Below are 20,456 nucleotides of genomic sequence, written 5' to 3' on the forward strand. Positions count from 1 at the left end.
TTAAATTACCGCTTTAAGAAGAAAATATATCTTCATTGGCGCATTAATGGGATTTTATTGCGAGCGTGTTGATGGGCAGGCTAGATCATTCAATCTGATTACCGGCGTTTTCTATAGTTATTGATGTGAAAATTGATGCAAGATAAAAAAGATAATGTGATAAAATAGTAAATATATTTAAAAAAGTAAGGAAGGGTATTATGAGAATTGGAATCGTTGGTGGAGGGGCTATCGGGCTTCTGTTTGCGTCTCATTTGAGTGAAAAACATAGAGTGACTCTCTATACCCATACTGAGGAACAGGCCTCGATTATCAATCGTGATGGTATCCGTCTTATTGAGGGTGGTGAAAGCCGGCTGCTGACAGGCATCATTTCGAAGGGCTTGGATGAGGGGATATACGATGAGGATCTACTTATAGTGGCCGTCAAGCAATATCACCTGCCGCAAATACTGCCTAGGATCAATGGTATTCAGGTTCCCTTGCTATTCTTGCAGAATGGCTATGGGCATATTTCTTATTTAAAGAGGCTTCAATCCCCAGCCATCTATTTGGGGGTAGTAGAGCATGGGGCAATGAAACATGATGGGAACACCGTGGAGCATACAGGGCTCGGCATTACAAGGATCGCTTCCTTTAAAGGGGAACTTGAACAACTCTCCTTAGTGAATGGAAGGATCGATCATTTTCCCTTTAAAAAAAGTGAGGACTATCACTCGATGCTGATTGATAAGCTTGTCGTCAATGCGGTGATAAATCCATTAACAGCGATACTTGAAGTTGAAAATGGTGGTTTGATCACAAATGCTTTTTACTATCAATTGTTTCAAGACCTTTTTGAAGAAATTTCCGATATTTTGGAAGTGCGAAATAAAACAGAGTCATTTGAACATGTGAAATCCGTTTGTATGGCGACAGCGGAAAATCGATCATCGATGCTAAAAGATTTAGAAAATGGCCGTAGAACGGAAATTGATGCTATTTTGGGTCATGTCCTCTCGGAGGCAAAGAGTAAAGGGAAAAGTGATTGCCTGACGTCTTCTCTATATAGGATGGTCAAAGGAAAAGAGTCTCAGGGGGGATGAGGGTGTGCCGAACGTAGTTTCGAGCCTTGCCGCGATATTTATTACCCTGCCATTCGTAGGGTATATACTTTTTTTTATAAGTGCCAAACAATTCACTGGTAACCATAGGCGCTCCGTTCAATTTGCAATGGACATGAGTACGCTGCTGTTCGTAATATCCGTCCATTATTTGATCATTACAATTTGGGATAAGCAAATTCTTTGGGTGATCATGCTCATCATGCTCATCAACGCATTCGCGGTGGTCCTTGTCCATTACAAGGTGAAAGAAGAAATCATCTTCCATAAGGTATTAAAGGGTTTTTGGAGAGTGAATTTCGCCTTCTTTTTCTTGGTATACCTTCTATTATTTTCCATCGGTGTTATTACAAGTATTACTAAGATATTGACTACATAACATAGTACAACGCATCAATTTTCTGCTGCTGGGCAACTTCTTTTGTTTTCTTAAACGGGAATGTTATACTCTAAAAAGAATTGTAGTTGGCAGAGAAAGGGAGAACAGAAATGGAGATGAAAGATCTCGCGTTACCATCTTTAAACCGTTTTGCATCGGACTATTTACAAAACCGTCTTGAAACAGAGGATTATTTTCACTATGACTTGTCTAAGCCTGACATTTATCGCAATAGATATGATGAATTGATGAACCGCTCTTTTTTACGTGATGAATTGTCGGATTACATAAAACAATACATGTCTCGTTTTTCATACAATGATGCCGTTAAGGGAAATGTTGAAAGGTTGCGCAGGGATGATTCCGTGGTTGTGATTGGAGGGCAGCAGGCTGGGTTATTATCCGGTCCGCTGTATACCATTCATAAAGTGATTTCGATCATTAAGCTTGCGGAAGAACAGGAAAAAGAACTGGGGCAGCCGGTCATTCCAGTTTTTTGGATAGCTGGAGAAGATCATGATTTGGCTGAGGTCAATCATGTTCATGTTATGAAAAACGGAAAACCCTACAAAAAAACCTATCCTTCCTATCAGCCGTATAAAACAATGGTTTCTGATGTGGAACTGGAAACGGAAAAGGCAGAGAAGTGGTTCGAAGAAATCATTGAAACATATGGTGAAACTTCCTTTACGAATAAACTCCTGTTTGATATGAAGGAAACCATTAGGCAATCGAAGACCTTCGTCGACTTCTTCGCCAGGTTGATACATGAGTGGTTCAAAGAATATGGCCTTTTACTAGTTGATGCTGGAGATCCGGAATTAAGGCAAATCGAGAAGGACTACTTTGAATCGATGGTTAATAAAAGTGAACGGATTGCTAAATTGGTCGAGGAACAACAATCATTCATGCATGCAAAAGGGTATGCAAAAATGATAGAAATGGATAGACAGGCAGCGAACTTATTTTATTATGATCCAGAAAAAAAAGATCGATGTTTACTCGAACGTGTGGACGGCGGCTTCAGCGGGAAAAATGGTGAGGTATCATTTACCGGGCAGGAACTTCTGCAGATAGCCAAAAATCATCCAGAACGATTAAGCAACAATGTCATTACACGTCCGCTTATGCAAGAAATGCTTTTCCCTGTATTGGCTTTCGTTTCTGGTCCAGGGGAAATAGCCTATTGGGCAGAATTAAAACAGGCATTTGAGTTGTTTTCCATGAAGATGCCACCAATCATTCCTAGGTTAAACATCACGCTTGTAGAGCGTAGTGTCCATACGGATCTTGAGGAAATGGGACTCAGTTTGGAAACTGTTCTGACAGAAGGAACCGCTAATGCTGTAAAAAGTTACCTCGATTCCGTGAAAGATGAGACGATTGACAGCCTGTTCGGGACGCTGAAATCACAGCTTGAAGAGAACCATGAAAAGCTTTTTGTCCACGCTGTCTCTTTAGATAGAGGACTTGAACCGATGTTGAACAAAAACATTGAATTTATCCAAAAGCAATTGGATTTCATGTATGGGAAAATCGGTGACCGAACAAAGGAACGTCATTCGGTGATATTGAAGAAATATGAACGGATAGCAAATTCGCTGTATCCCCTTGGATCACCCCAGGAGAGGATTTGGAATGTTTTTTATTACCTGAATCAATATGGGCCAGAGTTCATTCAGGATATCATGAAACTGGAATACCGGTTCAATAATCAGCATAAATTGATTTTCATGTAGAAAAACCATCCGTTTGGGGAAAAGTGGTGGACCAAACATATTGAATAAGGGTTCCCACTTTCCTATCCTGACGGAGGGGTTGAAAAGTGGAAAAAAGACAGGTGCTAAAGCCTGTCTTTTTTTCTGGTTACAGGCATTTGACAGGTAGTGCTTCGACAGTAATAGTGGGACTGCGTCGTAGTCTGAGTCCATTCGAGCGAAATGCAGATTTCTTTAAATAAATTGGCTAAATAAACTTAAGTAGAAAAGAAGGGAATTTTTACTTGGAAGGAGAAAGTAAAAACAAGTGGAGAAAGGTGGGGGATTGTGGTACATTGAGATTAGAATGTGGGGGTAATGGGTATGTTCATGGGAGAGTACCATCATAACATCGATATAAAGGGCCGTTTGATAGTCCCAGTGAAATTCAGGGACAATCTAGGGGAGCAATTTGTTCTTACCCGCGGACTCGATCAATGTTTATTTGGTTACCCTATGGAAGAGTGGAAGCTGCTTGAAGAAAAGCTGAAAGCCCTGCCTTTAACAAAAAAAGATGCCCGAGCCTTTACCCGTTTTTTCTTTTCTGCAGCTACAGAATGCGAAATTGATAAACAAGGGCGAATTAATATCCCCACGCCGCTTACTTCATATGGCCAATTGGAAAAAGAATGTGTAATTCTTGGTGTTACCAATCGTATTGAGATTTGGAGCAAATCCCTTTGGGAAAACTATTTTTCAGCTTCGGAGGATTCTTTCGCTGAGATAGCAGAAAATATGATTGGCTTTGATATTTAAGGCTGCCCTCAGAAATAGAGTCACTCAATAACCGATTGGAAGGATGTCTAGCATGTTTCAACATACAACAGTGTTATTAAAAGAGACGGTTGATGGATTGAACATCAAACCTGATGGAATTTATGTGGATTGTACTTTAGGAGGAGCCGGTCACAGCGAATACTTAATTTCACAGCTCTCTGACAAGGGCAGGCTTTATGCTTTTGATCAGGACGAAACGGCGATTCGGAATGCTAAGGGAAAATTGGAAAGCTATGGCGATCGTATTGTTCTTGTTCCTAATAATTTTAAATACTTAAAAGAAGAGTTGAATGCCCGGGGAATCGAAAAAGTGGACGGGATTCTTTATGATTTAGGTGTATCATCCCCGCAATTGGACACACCGGAGCGCGGTTTCAGTTATAACCATGATGCCCCTTTGGATATGAGGATGGACCAAAGTGCTGCAATTTCTGCCTATGATGTCGTGAATAACTGGTCATTCCATGATTTGCTGAGAATTTTCTTTCAATATGGAGAAGAAAAGTTTTCGAAGCAAATCGCCAGGAAAATTGAAGCGGCACGTGAAATAAAACCGATTGAAACGACGTTTGAGCTTGTTGAGTTGATTAAGGATGGGATACCTGCTCCGGCAAGACGTAAAGGCGGACATCCTGCGAAAAGAGTATTCCAAGCAATAAGAATCGCTGTGAATGATGAACTTGGTGTCTTTGAAGATTCGTTAGAGCAAGCTATATCGCTATTGGATAAAGAAGGAAGAATATCTGTCATTACATTCCATTCGCTTGAAGATAGAATTTGTAAAACGGTATTTAAAAAAGCGAGTGCCCTTCCAGACCTTCCGCCTGGACTTCCAATTATCCCGGATGAATTCAAACCAACCATGAAAATAATAACGAGAAAACCGATATTACCTTCAGAAGAAGAATTGGAAGGGAATAATCGTTCCCGATCGGCTAAACTAAGAATCGCCGAAAAGCAATAATTACAGAAAAAAATCAGTAAGGGGGAACATGAATGAGTTCCATAGCCAAAAAAATGCAAGAACAGCAATATGAAGACCAACAACAGCAACAGACACATCAAACAGTGGTCATCCGTAAAGCGAAGATATCCATTGGTGAAGTTTTCTTACTATGTGCCCTTGCTATAATGGTTACCTTTATGGGAGTGAAAATAGTCTCTAATCAAGCGGCAATTTATGAAACGAATAAAGAAATCCAGCTAGTGGAAACTTCAATTGAAGAACAGGGTAAAGTGAATGATGATTTGAAAGTGCAGGTTGCTGAACTTAGTACATACGAAAGAATTTGGAAAAAAGCTGCAGCGCTAGGGTTCAAGTTAAATGAGAATAATGTGAAGGGTGTGCAGTGATAATGCAGAAACAAAAAAATATGAAGCATGGGGCAGCCGGATTATTCTTCTTATTCGGCCTGCTCTTTTTTGTATTAGTCTGCCGCTTTTTGTATATTCAGGTGACAGGTACAGCAGGCGGGGAGGTACTTGCTTCGAAAATCGACAAGAAATATGAAAAGAAACAGGTCATAGAAGCAAAAAGGGGAAGCATACTCGATACAAAAGGTGATGTCATCGCCGAGGATACTTCGTCCTATATTTTAAGGGCTGTACTCAGTGAAAAGGAACCAGAGCATGTCAAAGATCCTGAGATGACCGCGAACAAGCTTGCAAAATATATCGACATGGATGAACAGGACATCTATGAAAGACTTACAAAAAAAGAGGCATACCAGGTAGAGTTTGGCAGTGCCGGCAAGGATTTGACCCAGGTCGTCAAGCAGAATATAGAAAAACTGGAACTGCCGGGAATTACATTTGGAAGAACCAATAAACGTTTTTATCCTAATGGGATTTTCGCATCCCATCTGATTGGTTATGTAGAAAAAGATGAAGAAACGGGAGAAATGGCCGGTAAGTTCGGCATTGAAAAGTACCTCAATAAAGAATTGCAGGAAACGGACGGGAAGCTTACATATGACAGTGACTCATGGGGACTGCTTTTACCGGATTCAAAGGAAAAGGTGGTTGCTCCGGATAATGGCAGTGATGTCATGCTTACCATCGATAAGAAAATACAAACGTTCCTGGAAGATTCGCTGAGTAAAGTGCAAGCAAAATACGATCCCGAGCAAATCATAGCGATTGTGTCCAATCCTAAAACGGGGGAGATTGTCGCGATGGGGCAAAGGCCTACCTTCCATCCGACAACGAAAGTCGGGCTTACGGATACATGGCGTAACCTGGCTATTGAAGAAAGCTTCGAACCGGGATCAACCATGAAAACATTCACCCTTGCCGCGGCTGTTGAGGAAGGGGTCTTTAATCCAAACGAAAGTTTTGTCGCGGGAACCTATAAAGCCGGATCGGGCAAAATCGGTGATCATAGCGGAATCGAAAGAGGGAAGAGCATGACCTTTCTGGAAGGGGTTCAACGTTCTTCAAACGTCGCATTTGCCACTCTTGCAATGGATAAGATCGGAGCGGATACTTTTCGTGAATATTTGACTAAGTTCGGTTTCGATAAAAAAACGGGAATTGACCTGCCGAACGAGATAACCGGTAAAATTCAATACAAGTATAAGCTTGAAAAAGTTACTACTTCCTTTGGACAAGGTTCGACCGTTACGCCGATTCAACAGATCCAAGCTGCATCCGCAATAGCCAATGACGGAAAAATGATGCGGCCGTACGTGATAAAAAGCATTTCCGATCAGGATACCGGAAAAGTTTTGAAAACGACAAAGCCGAAAGTGACAGGGGAACCGATTTCGGCAGAAACTGCAAAACAAGTCCGTGATTATTTGGAAACGGTGATTTCCGCGAAAAAAGGAACAGGGAAAAAATATGCCATTGATGGATATGAAGTAGCGGGGAAAACCGGTACTGCACAAATTGCGGGCCCGACAGGTAGATATTTAGAAGGAAAAAATAACTATGTATTCTCCTTTTTAGGTATGGCTCCAAAAGATGATCCGCAGTTGGTCATTTATGTGGCGGTCAAGCAGCCGAAGTTAGGTGTATCTTATGTTGGGGCTGATCCATTATCAGAGATATTTAATCCTGTCATGCAAAATAGCCTGCAATATCTAAACATCAAACCTTCTGATGTTAAAAAACAAAAAGCAAATAAAATCGTTGACTATACGAACCAGACCGAGAGTTCGGCGGTCGCAGAACTGAAGGAACTTGGCTATGATGTAAGTACGATCGGGAGTGGACGTAAAGTGCTCGATCAATCCCCAAAAGCCGGGAGTATACTCTTACAGGGTGAAAAAATAATCCTGAGGACCGAAGGCGAAATGAAAGTTCCGGAGATGAAGGGATGGTCTTTGCGCGATGTCATGAAATTAGCTAAGGTTGCAAAACTGGATCTAAAAACTAAAGGAACTGGTTATGTGAGTAAACAGAGTCTCGGGGCCGGAAAAAGGGTGAAGGAAGGAGAAACCTTCAATATTGAATTATCCCAGCCTGAAGGGGCTGCTGAAGATATACAGACTAATGAGAAAACAGAGTGAAAATAACGATGGGGGTCCATTTGGACCCCCATCGTTATTTTTTTGAATGTTTCTTAGTCTAGCAACGAGTAGACAAGCATATATTGAAGCATGTATGAAATGGAGGTGCCTGTTTTTGCGTGTTTCGAATGTTACTGTCCGAAAACGGCTGGCAATCGCATTGGCAGTAGGTATCGTTGTTTTTTTTATCATTGATATCCGTTTGGGAATTGTGCAGTTTTATCTAGGGGATAAGTTGACGGGGCTGGCTAAAGATTCCTGGAGCAGGAATATTCCTTTTGAAGCCAAACGAGGAGAAATTCTGGATCGGAATGGTGTCGAGCTGGCAACGAATATATCCGCGCCAACAGTCTATGTCATCCCAAGACAGATTGAGAATCCTGGGGAGACGGCGGAACAGCTTGCTTCAATATTGGATATGACAAAGGAAAAGGCTTATCAATGGTTAACGAAACAGGCGATGAGCGTCAGAATCCCGGAAGGCAGAAAGATATCTCATGAAAAGGCTAAGGAAATTAAAGCATTAGGGATAAAGGGCGTTTATATCGCTGAAGATTCAAAGCGCCATTACCCCTTTGGTGAATATCTTTCGCATGTTCTTGGCTTTACGGGATCTGATAATCAAGGGCTGATGGGTATTGAATTGTCTTATGATAAGGAACTGAGTGGGGAAAGAGGATTTGTTAAATTTTATTCTGATGCGAAAGGGAAAAGGCTTGAGAATATGGCAGATGACTATAAGCCTCCTGTTGACGGTGATAACCTGAAGCTTACGATCGATAGCAAAATCCAGACAATCGTGGAGAGGGAGCTCGATAATGCGGAGGCCACATATAATCCCGATGGTATTATTGCCATTGCCATGGACCCGAACACAGGGGAAATATTGGCAATGTCGAGCAGGCCAACTTTTGATCCAGCCAATTTTCAAAATGTACCGTCAGAAGTGTATAATCGCAATTTACCAGTTTGGAGTATATATGAACCAGGTTCGACCTTTAAGATCATCACGCTTGCTGCAGCGCTGGAGGAAGGGAAGGTCGACTTACAAAAGGAACATTTTTATGATTCAGGACATGTGGAAGTGTCAGGGTCTACACTGCATTGCTGGAAAAGCGGAGGACATGGGGACCAAACTTTTCTTGAAGTCGTCGAGAACTCATGTAACCCTGGTTTTGTAGAATTAGGGAACCGGCTTGGTAAAGACAAGCTGTTTAAATATATAAATGATTTCGGTTTTGGGCAAAAGACGGGGATTGATTTAACCGGAGAAGGAAAAGGAATCATGTTCAACATGGATCGAGTGGGTCCGGTTGAGCAGGCAACCACTGCGTTTGGACAAGGTGTTGCCGTAACGCCCATTCAGCAGGTGACAGCGGTGTCGGCGGCCGTGAATGGTGGGACTTTGTATACACCTTATATCGCAAAGGAACTGGTGAATCCAAAAAATGGGGAAGTACTGATGCGAAAGACCCCACAGGCGAAGAAAAAGGTGATTTCAGAAGCAACCTCAAAGAAAGTCCGTGAAGCACTTGAATCCGTTGTTGCTCAAGGGAGCGGTAAAGGAGCATTCGTGGAGTCGTACCGAGTTGGCGGGAAGACGGGTACAGCCCAAAAAGCTGAAAATGGCCGATACCTTGAAAATAATTATATTCTCTCATTCATTGGTGTCGCTCCAGCGGATGATCCGCAAATCGTCGTCTATATAGCTGTGGATAATCCGAAAGGAACGGTACAATTCGGCGGTGTCGTTGCAGCACCGATCGTTGGGAATATCATGGAGGATTCACTTAGGGCAATGGACGTCAAGCCAAGAAAAAACCAGATTGAGAAGGAAACGGTCTGGACGGATCCCGTCATGGTCGAGGTACCTGACGTTGTTGGACTTAGTAAAAAAGAGTTGCAAACACAGCTCATCGATCTTAAGCTGGATATTGCCGGTAATGGGGAAAAAGTCATAAATCAAGCACCGGATCCAGGTGTTAAAGTAAAACAAGGCTCTACAATAAGAATTTATCTTGGCGAAAATACAGAATAAGTATAATATAATAGATGAATAGTTAAAGCGGCTGAAGAATCATCAGCCGCTTTGTTTACGGAGTCGTGAAAACCCCGTATAATTGAAATTGGTTTCTCGACAAGCCAAGGCTAATCACATATAATGAATCCTCAAATTAAGTTGAGAGGGATGGAAAAATGAAGCTTCACAAATTACTATCTTATTTAAACTCCTTATTTACGTATGAAGGAGAAAATCCTGAAATCACCTCCATAGAAAATGATAACCGTAAAGTCATAGACGGAAGTTTATTTGTTTGTATAAAAGGTTATACAGTCGATGGTCATGATTTTGCCCAACTCGCTGTAGAACATGGAGCTGCAGCAGTCATTGCGGAAAGGCCGCTTGAACTCGATGTTCCCGTGATCGTTGTCAGGGATTCAAGCAGGGCGATGGCCGTGCTTGCCGATGCATTTTATGGACATCCGACTCAAAAGATGCGTTTGATTGGAATTACAGGAACGAATGGAAAAACGACGACCAGTCACTTATTGGAAAAGATTTTCGAGGATCGACATGAAAAAACAGGACTGATTGGCACGATGTATACAAAAATTGCCGATACGGTATATGAAACCAAGAACACGACGCCAGATAGCGTTACGCTCCAGAAGGCATTTCATGAAATGGCCGAAGCGTCTGTCTCCACGGCCATTATGGAAGTTTCTTCGCATGCACTTGAACTTGGGCGCGTCCATGGCTGTGATTATGATATTGCCGTTTTTACGAATCTCACACAGGATCATTTGGACTTCCATAAAACCATGGACAGATACAGGCAGGCAAAATCCTTATTTTTCTCACAGCTCGGCAATGCTTACATAGAGAATCGTCCTAAATATGCTGTGCTTAATGCTGATGATGAGGCAACAGCTGATTTCATTAAAGCGACAGCTGCTACAGTCGTTACTTACGGCATCGACAAAGAAGCGGATATCAGGGCGAAGGATATAAAAATTGACGCAAAAGGAACATCGTTCACCTTGACAGCAGGTAAAGAAGAGCGTTACATTCAGCTGAAGCTAATTGGTAAATTCAGTGTTTACAATGTACTCTCAGCCATCTCTGCTGCTCTGTGCGCCGGTAACGATCTAGATGAGACCATTAAATCCATCGAGGCAATAAATGGTGTTGCAGGCCGTTTTGAACTCATTACAGCGAATCAGGCCTTCCCGGTCATAGTTGACTATGCCCATACCCCGGACAGTTTAGAAAATGTTTTAAGAACTGTTGGTGAGTTTGCTCAAAAGAAAATCTTTGTGATAGTGGGCTGCGGTGGGGACCGAGACAAGACAAAACGTCCTATCATGGCCGAAATTGCATGCAGCTTGGCGACTGACGCGATTTTCACATCGGATAATCCACGCAGTGAAGATGCTGCCCAGATCCTGCGGGATATGGAAACTGGCGTAGCAGGCAAAGAATATACGGTAATTGAAGACCGTAGGCAGGCGATTGCTTATGCTGTTTCCAAGGCGGAAGAGGGCGACGTTATTTTAATAGCTGGAAAAGGTCATGAAACATATCAATTGGTCGGTGACGAAGTGCTTCACTTCGATGACCGTGAAGAAGCAAAAAAGGCGATTCAAAGTCGTTTGGGTTCAGTTTGAACAATCGGTGAATGAATTTGCCCTGCTGCAAATAAGAACAGACAACAAGCAGAATTTTATATTTGAATTGTGTTAGGAATGAGGGAGTAAGGAATGTTGGAACAAGTAATTTTTTATACGATTTTGGTGGCGTTTTTAGTAACCGTTCTTCTTTCGCCGATTTTTATCCCGTTTTTAAGAAGATTGAAATTCGGGCAAAGTATCAGGGAAGAAGGTCCACAATCGCATCTGAAGAAAACGGGAACACCCACCATGGGCGGTTTGGTCATATTATTATCTGTTACCATCGCTACACTGGTCATGACTTTGAAATTTTCGGTACCTTCGACCGAAACGTATTTATTATTATTCGTTACTTTAGGATTTGGTTTATTAGGTTTCTTGGACGATTTCATCAAAGTGGTCATGAAGCGAAACCTGGGACTGACTTCTAAGCAAAAATTGCTTGGGCAAATTGTGATTTCGGTGATCTTTTACTTCGTCTTTAAACAGACAGACCGTTTTAATCCTGAATTGACGATTCCAGGCACTGACTTTGCCGTTGATTTTGGCTGGTTTTATCTCTTTATCGTTATTTTCTGGCTGGTAGGTTTTTCGAATGCCGTCAATTTGACGGATGGACTTGATGGACTTGTCTCAGGAACATCAGCCATTGCTTTTGGTGCTTTTGCCATATTGGCCTGGAGTCAGTCACAATACGATGTCGCTATTTTTTCGGTGGCGGTTGTCGGTGCGGTGCTCGGATTTTTGGTATTCAATGCACATCCTGCAAAGGTATTCATGGGGGATACGGGTTCCTTGGCCCTTGGAGGAGCGATCGCTACCATCGCCCTGTTAACGAAGCTTGAAATCCTCCTGGTAATCATTGGCGGAGTCTTCGTCATTGAGACGCTCTCAGTCATCCTACAGGTAGGATCTTTTAAAACGACTGGAAAACGTATTTTTAAAATGAGTCCGCTTCATCATCATTATGAGCTTTCCGGCTGGTCGGAATGGCGCGTCGTCGTGACTTTCTGGACAGTGGGGCTGCTGTGTGCGGTACTCGGAATCTATTTAGAGGTGTGGATATAATTGAAAGAGACTGCAAAGTATTCAGAGAAAAAGATATTGGTATTGGGATTGGCAAAAAGCGGAGTGACGGCAGCTTCGCTTCTACATAAATTAGGAGCTTTCGTAACGGTGAATGACATGAAGCCATTATCGGAAAATCCTGAGGCTCAAGGACTTCTTGAACAAGGAATTAAAGTCATCTGCGGTAGTCATCCGATCGAGCTTCTTGATGAGGGTTTCGAGTTGATCGTGAAAAACCCGGGAATCCCTTATCGGAACCCTATCGTAAAAGGGGCATTGGAAAAAGGGATTCCGGTTATTACGGAAGTTGAATTGGCCTATCAAATCAGTGAGGCCCCTTTCATAGGCATCACTGGTACAAATGGGAAAACGACTACGACAACATTAATATTCGAAATGTTGAAGACCGGTGAAAAGTCCCCACTTATTGCTGGGAATATCGGGACAGTGGCTTCGGGGGTTGCTGAAAAGGCAAAATCAGATGACTCGATCGTCATTGAATTATCATCGTTTCAGTTAATGGGAATAGAGGAATTTCGTCCTGAAATCTCAGTCTTGACAAATTTGTATGATGCGCATTTGGATTATCATAGTTCCAAACAGGAATATGCCGAAGCAAAAGCTGCGATTGCGAAAAATCAAATAGGTTCAGATTTCATGATTTATAATGCAGATCAAGATCCCGTTGTATCCATGGCGAAAAAGACCAAGGCTGAACTTGTACCTTTTTCAACTGAAGTGAAACATGAGAATGGAGCCTATGTAGAAGAAGGTGCCGCATACTTCAGAGGAGAAAAAATCATTGATGTTTCAGAGATAGCGCTTCCTGGAAAACATAATTTGGAAAATGTGCTCGCGGCCATATCAGCGGCGAAACTGAAGGGTGTTGCCAACGAAGCCATTCAGACTGTATTGAAAACATTTTATGGTGTGGAGCACCGTTTGCAGTTTGTTGCAACGATCGAAAACCGTAAATTTTATAATGATTCGAAAGCGACGAACATTCTAGCGGCGTCCAAAGCATTAACATCCTTTACGGAACCTGTCATCTTATTGGCAGGCGGGTTGGATCGCGGGAATGAATTCGATGAGTTGAAACCGGCTATGAAAAATGTCAAAGCCTTGATAACTTTTGGCGAAACCGCAGAAAAAATTGAGCGGGTAGCAAAAGAAATAGGAATAGCGAATATAAAACGTGTCGATAATGTAGAAAAGGCCGTACCGGCTGCATTTGAATTATCAAATGAAGGCGACTGCATTCTTCTCTCCCCGGCTTGTGCAAGCTGGGATCAATATAAAACTTTTGAGCAAAGAGGAGACATGTTTATGGAGGCCGTGCATAAACTTAAGTAAGAGCTTTCGCAGAGAGAAGTGAACTTGCTTCTACGTTGACACCTTGGAAAAAAGCGATAATGAGCCGTTATCGCTTTTTTTTTGACTAAAGTGCTGACAAGCAATCAGCAATGATGTTTTTATTCGTACAGGCTCGAAAAACTTCCTAGAGGTGGATGTCCGTGCCATTAAAAAAATCGAATCCTGATCTCATTCTCATTATCGTCACCTTAAGTCTTTTGACCGTTGGATTAATCATGGTTTACAGCGCGAGTGCCATTTGGGCAACATATAAATTTGATGATTCATTTTATTTTGCTAAAAGACAGTTGCTGTTTGCCTGCGTTGGTGTCATAGCCATGTTTTTCATCATGAATGTGGATTACTGGACGTGGCGGACTTGGGCCAAGATTTTGATCATCATTTGTTTCATTATGTTACTGGCTGTGCTGGTGCCGGGTATAGGGATGGCGAGAAATGGTTCGAGGAGCTGGATTGGTGTAGGTGCCTTTTCGGTCCAACCTTCTGAGTTCATGAAGCTAGCGATGATCGCTTTTTTAGCTAAGTTTTTATCCGAACGGCAAAAGCTGATCACCTCCTTCAAAAAAGGTATGCTTCCATCCTTGGGTTTAGTGTTTTTGGCATTTGGATTGATCATGTTACAGCCCGACCTTGGAACGGGAACGGTAATGGTAGGAACCTGCATCGTCATGATCTTTATTTCCGGGGCAAGAATCAGCCATTTTGTCGGCTTGGGTCTTATCGGGGTGGCTGGTTTTATCGGTCTGATTTTGTCAGCGCCTTACCGGATAAAAAGGATCACATCTTTTCTAGATCCTTGGGAAGATCCTTTGGGTAGTGGATTTCAGATGATTCAATCGTTCTATGCAATTGGGCCCGGGGGATTATTCGGGCTGGGACTCGGGCAAAGCCGCCAAAAGTTTTTCTATTTACCAGAACCTCAGACTGATTTCATTTTTGCCATACTGTCCGAGGAACTTGGCTTCATCGGAGGCTCTCTGGTCATTTTGTTATTTGCGCTTATGCTTTGGCGGGGCATACGGATCGCACTTGGTGCCCCTGATTTATATGGGAGCCTTGTAGCGGTGGGAATCATTGCAATGGTCGCCATTCAAGTGATGATCAATATAGGGGTGGTAACGGGATTGATGCCGGTTACGGGTATCACCTTGCCCCTCTTGAGTTATGGTGGTTCATCTCTGACACTAATGTTGATGGCGATCGGAGTGCTTCTGAATATAAGTCGTTATTCAAGATTCTGACATCAGGAAAATATATGATATGAGAAAAGGGAAGTCCTGTTAAATGCAGGGCTCCCTTTTTTTACGTTGAAAGCCCTTGCAGGAAAAAGATTTTGGAGGGGACCTTGCCGGAATTTAGAAATAATTGAAATGTCGCTTAAATATTACCATGTATGAATGTTGGGGAATCCACAATAAATATTGGCAATACGGCTTTGTTTAGACTATAGTATAAGAGGGTTAGGCCGTACTGGGGCTTGCTTCTGTTTATTTTTCTGCTTAAAAGGTGTTATTAATCTTCTAAAATAAGTGACCTCATGGAAGAGGAATTGAAAATCGTAACTTGGAATTTTTGGAACAACAAGGAGGTTTATCATGGATAAAGTGATAAAGCAATTAACTGAAATGAAAATCGGCAAAGTTCTAGAACAGGAACCGCTTGCGAATCATACAACTATGAAAATTGGGGGGCCGGCTGATTTATTCATCGTGCCATCTTCCATTGAAAATATAGAAAAAACGATGCAGGTCATTAAAGAACATGGGATACCATGGAGGGCGATTGGCAGGGGCTCGAACCTACTTGTAAGTGATGGCGGAATTGAAGGTGCCGTGCTTAAATTGGGTAGAGGACTTGATCATCTTGAGATAAATGGCGCCGAGATTAAAGCAGGGGCTGGGGTATCACTTGTCAGCCTGTCCGTACAAATCAGTAAAAAAGGGTATGCAGGATTGGAATTTGCCAGTGGAATCCCTGGTTCGGTCGGCGGAGCTGTCTATATGAACGCTGGTGCGCACGGTTCCGATATGAGTGAAATTCTCAAGGCGGCACATGTCCTTTTTGAAGATGGAACCCTAGCTTGGCTTTCTAAGGAAGAAATGGATTTTTCTTATCGTACTTCCCTACTTCAGAAGAAAAGACCTGGAATCGTACTTGAAGCAATTTTTCAATTGACTGAGGGTGATAAAACCGAAATCGTTGAAAGAATGCAGAATAACAAAAATTACCGTAAAGAGACGCAGCCGTATAATCTTCCATGTGCCGGGAGCATATTTAGGAATCCTCTTCCGCATCATGCAGGTAAACTGGTGGAGAATGCAGGCCTGAAGGGACACTCGATTGGCGGAGCTCAGATTTCACCGATGCATGGGAACTTTATCGTTAACACAGGTAATGGAAGTGCAGCGGATGTTCAAGCCTTGATACAGCATGTGAAGGATACTGTGTATGATATGTTTGAAATTGAAATGGAAACAGAAGTGGAAATTATCGGCCGGAAATAATAATGGAGTTATTTTTTATATCCAAATTTTGTGATATAATGTGTTACCTTTTAAAGTTTATTTATAACCAAATTTTGAGTTTGATTGATTTCGTACTGTGTCAAAAACCATCCATTTTTTCAGGAAGAGGTGAAAGGGATGGAAAAGGGAAAAATCGTTTCCATTGAGGACCGCATCCCGAAATTAAAACAATTAAGAAAAAGTAAAGCAAACAGGCGGCTTGTTCTTTTGCTTTCCCTTTTCTTCATTCTGGTTGCTTGTGTGCTATATTTTTTATCCCCTTTGAGCTATGTGAAATCCGTGCAGGTGGAGGGTAATCGTTATATTACTTCCAAGCAGATCATTAAATTGAGTAAGGTGAAGAAGGATCGAAGCATCTGGAAGGTTGATACAGGGGTAACCGCGGCTAATATCAAAAAGAATCAGGAAATAAAAAGCGTTAAGGTAACACCTGTATTTCCTAATGCCATTAAAATTACGGTTTCGGAACATAATAGGATGGCATACCTGTCCAATAATGGGAAGTTTGCCCCTATTTTGGAAAATGGGACCGTTTTGGAGGAGCTAGCAACAGGAGAAATTCCAGTATTTGCCCCGGTTTTAATTGGTTTCAAAGAGGGTAAAGCATTAAAGTTGCTTTTAGAAGAATTGGACAAGCTTCCTGTCGAGATTCAGAATGCCATTTCCGAAATTCATTATGCTCCAACCAAAACAGATGCCTATCATATCGTCATGTTTATGAACGATGGGTTTGAGGTAAGTGCTACAAGCCGGACTTTATACGAAAAAATGATTCACTATCCATCGATTGTCAGCCAGTTGGATCCTGATGTAAAGGGTGTCATTGATCTGGAAGTGGGTTCTTATTTTAAAGCATATGAAGACGCTGAACAAAAGGAAGACACTAATGAGGAAAATTAATGGCAAACGGGTGGTTTTGCCCCTAGTTTGCGTAGTTCTCGGATTTATGATTGCCTTCTCTTACAATCTGACCAAAGATGGTAAAGGAGTAGGGAAGGACAAAGCCTGGGATCAGGAATATGAACTCAGGCAACAACTGATCGAACAAGAGAAACAGAACCGGGACCTTCAGAAGGAACTCCTTCAAAAGCAAGAAAATGTATCCAAAATAGAAAAGGACCTAGCACAGGAAAAGCAGCTTTTTTTCAATTTGGCAAAGGATACGGAGAAATACCGGATGTTTCTCGGAAAAGTGAAAGTGAAAGGCACAGGCCTTCAGGTGACTCTTGAAGATGGTACAGATATGGACTCAAAAGCCAATGTCAATAACTACCTGGTCCACGAACAGCATGTCTTCAAGGTCGTCAATGAACTATACATATCAGGTGCAGAGGCTGTTGCGATTAACGGTCAAAGGTTAAATCATAATTCGTACATAATCTGTAATGGGCCAGTGATCACAATCGATGGCCATCAGCATCCTGCTCCATTTACCATTTCTGCGATTGGGGACCCTGATGTCCTGGGTGCTTCCCTGGACTTACCAGGTGGCATTAAGGAACAGCTGGTTAATGAGAATATTATCTTTACAGTGGAAAAACAAAAGAATATCATTTTTGATCCAATTATTGGAGGGTGATTAGATCGCCGGATTCGATGAAAGATTGGTGAGAAACTGGAAATGAAAAAAAAGCTTTCTTTTAGTTTGGTTACGTTGATTGCTGGCTTCATGCTCGCTATTCAATTCAATTTGGTGAATCAGCCTGTCATTTCCGATACAAGGGATATGTGGGAGCTGAAAAATGATTTATTGAAAGAACAGCAGACCCAGGTGGAATTAATTGAGGATATCAGTAAGCTTGAGGGGAAAATTGCCTCCTATGAAACAAAGAAAAATGAGAGTAAAGAAGAAGTATTGCGTGACACCCTGACCGAATTAAAGACTGACGCAGGGTTGACCGAAATAAAAGGTAATGGGGTAATCGTGTCTATACAGCCTATCAAAGAAGATATCCTACTTGGTGAGAGAATCGAGTATATTTCACCTGTGCTGATAATTCGGCTCATTAATGAAATGTATAGGTTTGGAGCTGACGAAATTTCCATTTCAGGGCAAAGGTATATATCGACATCGGTTATTCGTGATATTAATGGACAGCCGAAAATGGACGGATATCCCCTAGTCAATTACCCTGTCGAAATGCAGGCAATAACCGTTAATCCAAAGAAACTTAAGCAGCGCATTGAAGGTTCTGAACTTATGGATGATTTCTTTATAGATAATTTTGAAGTGCAGATTAAGGTGCCGACTGGTGAATTAACATTGCCGGCATACCAAAATGCTATTAATGTGGAACACATGGAACCCATTATGGATGGGGGGGAATCGTGATGTGGTTGCCAGTTTTTGGACTCTTAATTGGGATCACCCTTGGTTTTTTGGTGGATTTTGATATTCCCCAAGAATATTCAAATTATCTCTCCATTGCCGTGCTTGCTGCTTTTGATACCTTGTTTGGAGGCATACGGGCGCATCTGCAAAATCTTTATGATGAAGTAGTATTTGTAACAGGATTCTTCTTTAATATTGTTTTGGCCGCAGGTTTGGCTTTTCTAGGTGTACATCTTGGTGTAGACTTATATTTAGCCGCAATCTTCGTGTTCGGCGTAAGGCTCTTTCAAAATATCGCCCTGATTAGAAGGATCCTAATTGAAAAATGGTCCATTTCCCGGAAAAAGCAGAAAAAAAATCTATAATTTTAAAGGGAATTAAGTTATAAATGACGAATAGTTTATGGCAGTATCTAGTTTAGTAATATATCAGTTAAGTTGAGAAGCGAACAATTAGAATCTTAAAGTGAGGAATCTACGAGTTCTGTTTGGGAAATACAAATGAACTGCTTAGTATGACTGTTGTAATCAGTTCTGTTATTCTATAATGAATAAGTCTTTCGATATAAAAATGTTATTCTACTAATACATGTATAAAACTGAAGGAGGTGCCATGGAATGAACAGCAATGAAATATACGTAAGTCTTGACATCGGTACATCCAGTGTAAAAGTTATCATTGGGGAAATGGTCAATGACACATTAAATATAATCGGCGTGGGAAATGTTAAATCAGAGGGGCTCAAAAAGGGTTCGATCGTCGGTATAGATGAAACCGTCCAATCCATTCAAAAGGCTGTAGAGCAAGCAGAACGGATGATAGGGATGGAGATAAAAAAGGTAATCGTCGGTATAAGTGGAAATCACGTGACGCTTCAGCCCTGTCATGGGGTAGTAGCGGTATCCAGTGAAAATAAAGAGATTACTGAGCATGACGTTTTCCGTGTTAGGGAAGCAGCGGAGTTAATAACGATACCATCCGACAGGGAAATAATCGACGTGGTGCCGATTCATTACAAAGTTGATGAACTTGATGAAATAAGTGATCCAAGGGGCATGATAGGTGTTCGGTTGGAAATGAGAGGGATTTTAATCACAGGTCTTCGGACAATTTTACATAATACGCTGCGTTGTGTGGAAAGGGCAGGGTTAGAAATAACAGATATCGCTCTTCAGCCATTAGCCGCAGGTTCCCTTGTTTTATCCAAGGATGAAAAAGAACTTGGTGTTGCACTTGTCGATATTGGCGGAGGTTCCACGACTCTGGCAATTTTCGAACAAGGCTATTTACAATATACGTCTGTGATACCTATAGGCGGTGAAACACTTACGAAGGACCTTTCCATCGTTCTAAGGACAACGATGGAAGAAGCTGAGAAAATAAAAGTAAAGCATGGACATGCCTTTTATGATGATGCGTCTGAAGATGAAGTATTTCAAATACCTATCATCGGCAGCGACCAGCAGCAGACCTGCAACCAGCTAATGCTTTCGGATATCATTGAAGCGCGGGTGACCGAAATATTCGAGTTGATTCAAGATGATTTGAGGAGACTTGGCTTCCAGGATATACCGGGTGGTTTCGTGTTGACCGGAGGCGTCGTCAAGATGCCGGGAGTCCTGGAGCTTGCTCAATATGTGTTCCAAAATCGCGTCAGGACAGCTGAGCCGAATTACATCGGAGTTAGGGAACCCCAATATACTACAGCTGTTGGTCTGATTAAACATGCATGCAAGAAAGAGAGAATGCAAAAAAACACCGCTAATAAAACCCCTGTAGCAGCTGGACAAGCACATGAAGATAACGACCAGCGCAGCCAGAAGGTTTCTCAGAAAAGCAAAGAGAACACGGCTAAAAAACAAGGTGAAAAAGGTGAATCTAAATTCAAAAAAATCCTGGGTTACTTTTTTGAATAACAATCATAAAGAATCGGGAATTTCGTCAAAATAGGAGGATT

At 41.9% G+C, this 20,456-nt stretch carries 18 protein-coding genes; all 18 read left to right on the forward strand.

What is annotated here, in order from left to right; translation table 11 throughout:
• Nucleotides 1-200: 200 nt before the first annotated feature.
• The 18 genes from ABIE66_RS07940 to ftsA all read left to right on the forward strand — a co-directional run bounded on the left by ABIE66_RS07940 (nt 201) and on the right by ftsA (nt 20,415).
• Nucleotides 201-1,085: a 2-dehydropantoate 2-reductase gene (locus tag ABIE66_RS07940; protein ID WP_289324320.1), complete on the forward strand. Its 885-nt coding sequence runs from the start codon at nt 201-203 to the stop codon at nt 1,083-1,085.
• 4 nt (nt 1,086-1,089) lie between these two features.
• Nucleotides 1,090-1,482: a DUF3397 domain-containing protein gene (locus ABIE66_RS07945; protein WP_370014363.1), complete on the forward strand. Its 393-nt coding sequence runs from the start codon at nt 1,090-1,092 to the stop codon at nt 1,480-1,482.
• A gap of 110 nt (nt 1,483-1,592) precedes the next feature.
• The gene (gene bshC / locus ABIE66_RS07950; RefSeq protein WP_370014364.1) at nt 1,593-3,221 is read left to right on the forward strand and encodes a bacillithiol biosynthesis cysteine-adding enzyme BshC; all 1,629 of its coding nucleotides are present in this window, start codon (nt 1,593-1,595) and stop codon (nt 3,219-3,221) included.
• A 342-nt stretch (nt 3,222-3,563) separates the two neighbouring features.
• Nucleotides 3,564-3,995, forward strand: a complete 432-nt coding sequence (gene mraZ, locus ABIE66_RS07955; protein WP_053345229.1) for a division/cell wall cluster transcriptional repressor MraZ — start codon at nt 3,564-3,566, stop codon at nt 3,993-3,995.
• A 52-nt stretch (nt 3,996-4,047) separates the two neighbouring features.
• A complete protein-coding gene (rsmH, locus tag ABIE66_RS07960) occupies nt 4,048-4,980 on the forward strand; it encodes a 16S rRNA (cytosine(1402)-N(4))-methyltransferase RsmH (RefSeq protein WP_370014365.1) in 933 nt (310 codons plus the stop codon).
• 32 nt (nt 4,981-5,012) lie between these two features.
• Entirely contained in the window at nt 5,013-5,369 is a 357-nt protein-coding gene (gene ftsL, locus ABIE66_RS07965; RefSeq protein WP_289324324.1) for a cell division protein FtsL, read from the forward strand.
• A 2-nt stretch (nt 5,370-5,371) separates the two neighbouring features.
• Nucleotides 5,372-7,528: a penicillin-binding protein gene (locus tag ABIE66_RS07970; RefSeq protein ID WP_289324325.1), complete on the forward strand. Its 2,157-nt coding sequence runs from the start codon at nt 5,372-5,374 to the stop codon at nt 7,526-7,528.
• A gap of 115 nt (nt 7,529-7,643) precedes the next feature.
• Nucleotides 7,644-9,566, forward strand: a complete 1,923-nt coding sequence (locus ABIE66_RS07975) for a stage V sporulation protein D (protein ID WP_289324326.1) — start codon at nt 7,644-7,646, stop codon at nt 9,564-9,566.
• Nucleotides 9,567-9,724: 158 nt separating this feature from the next.
• Nucleotides 9,725-11,197 carry a UDP-N-acetylmuramoyl-L-alanyl-D-glutamate--2,6-diaminopimelate ligase gene (locus ABIE66_RS07980; RefSeq protein ID WP_370014366.1) on the forward strand — a complete coding sequence of 491 codons (1,473 nt, stop codon included), beginning with the start codon at nt 9,725-9,727 and terminating at the stop codon, nt 11,195-11,197.
• A 93-nt stretch (nt 11,198-11,290) separates the two neighbouring features.
• The gene (gene mraY, locus ABIE66_RS07985; RefSeq protein ID WP_289324328.1) at nt 11,291-12,268 is read left to right on the forward strand and encodes a phospho-N-acetylmuramoyl-pentapeptide-transferase; all 978 of its coding nucleotides are present in this window, start codon (nt 11,291-11,293) and stop codon (nt 12,266-12,268) included.
• Complete coding sequence (murD, locus tag ABIE66_RS07990; RefSeq protein WP_289317230.1) at nt 12,269-13,621, forward strand: UDP-N-acetylmuramoyl-L-alanine--D-glutamate ligase; 1,353 nt, start codon at nt 12,269-12,271, stop codon at nt 13,619-13,621. It begins immediately after the preceding gene.
• 155 nt (nt 13,622-13,776) lie between these two features.
• Nucleotides 13,777-14,883 carry a stage V sporulation protein E gene (gene spoVE / locus ABIE66_RS07995; protein ID WP_034313896.1) on the forward strand — a complete coding sequence of 369 codons (1,107 nt, stop codon included), beginning with the start codon at nt 13,777-13,779 and terminating at the stop codon, nt 14,881-14,883.
• Nucleotides 14,884-15,237: 354 nt separating this feature from the next.
• Nucleotides 15,238-16,146, forward strand: coding sequence for a UDP-N-acetylmuramate dehydrogenase (murB, locus tag ABIE66_RS08000; RefSeq protein WP_289324330.1), 909 nt, complete (start codon nt 15,238-15,240; stop codon nt 16,144-16,146).
• Between the two features lie 138 nt (nt 16,147-16,284).
• Nucleotides 16,285-17,067, forward strand: a complete 783-nt coding sequence (locus tag ABIE66_RS08005) for a cell division protein FtsQ/DivIB (RefSeq protein WP_289324331.1) — start codon at nt 16,285-16,287, stop codon at nt 17,065-17,067.
• Complete coding sequence (locus ABIE66_RS08010; protein ID WP_289324332.1) at nt 17,054-17,746, forward strand: DUF881 domain-containing protein; 693 nt, start codon at nt 17,054-17,056, stop codon at nt 17,744-17,746. Before ABIE66_RS08005 ends, ABIE66_RS08010 begins: the two co-directional genes overlap by 14 nt.
• Nucleotides 17,747-17,788: 42 nt before the next feature.
• Nucleotides 17,789-18,499: a DUF881 domain-containing protein gene (locus ABIE66_RS08015; protein WP_289324333.1), complete on the forward strand. Its 711-nt coding sequence runs from the start codon at nt 17,789-17,791 to the stop codon at nt 18,497-18,499.
• Nucleotides 18,499-18,864 (forward strand): small basic family protein, encoded by a 366-nt coding sequence (locus ABIE66_RS08020; RefSeq protein ID WP_289317225.1) that lies wholly within the window; start codon nt 18,499-18,501, stop codon nt 18,862-18,864. The genes ABIE66_RS08015 and ABIE66_RS08020 overlap by 1 nt, the downstream gene beginning before the upstream one ends.
• 252 nt (nt 18,865-19,116) lie before the next feature.
• Nucleotides 19,117-20,415, forward strand: coding sequence for a cell division protein FtsA (ftsA, locus tag ABIE66_RS08025; protein ID WP_289324334.1), 1,299 nt, complete (start codon nt 19,117-19,119; stop codon nt 20,413-20,415).
• Nucleotides 20,416-20,456 lie beyond the last annotated feature (41 nt).

Origin of the sequence: Peribacillus sp. B2I2 (assembly GCF_041261685.1) — a bacterium.
In the GTDB taxonomy this organism is placed as follows: domain Bacteria; phylum Bacillota; class Bacilli; order Bacillales; family DSM-1321; genus Peribacillus.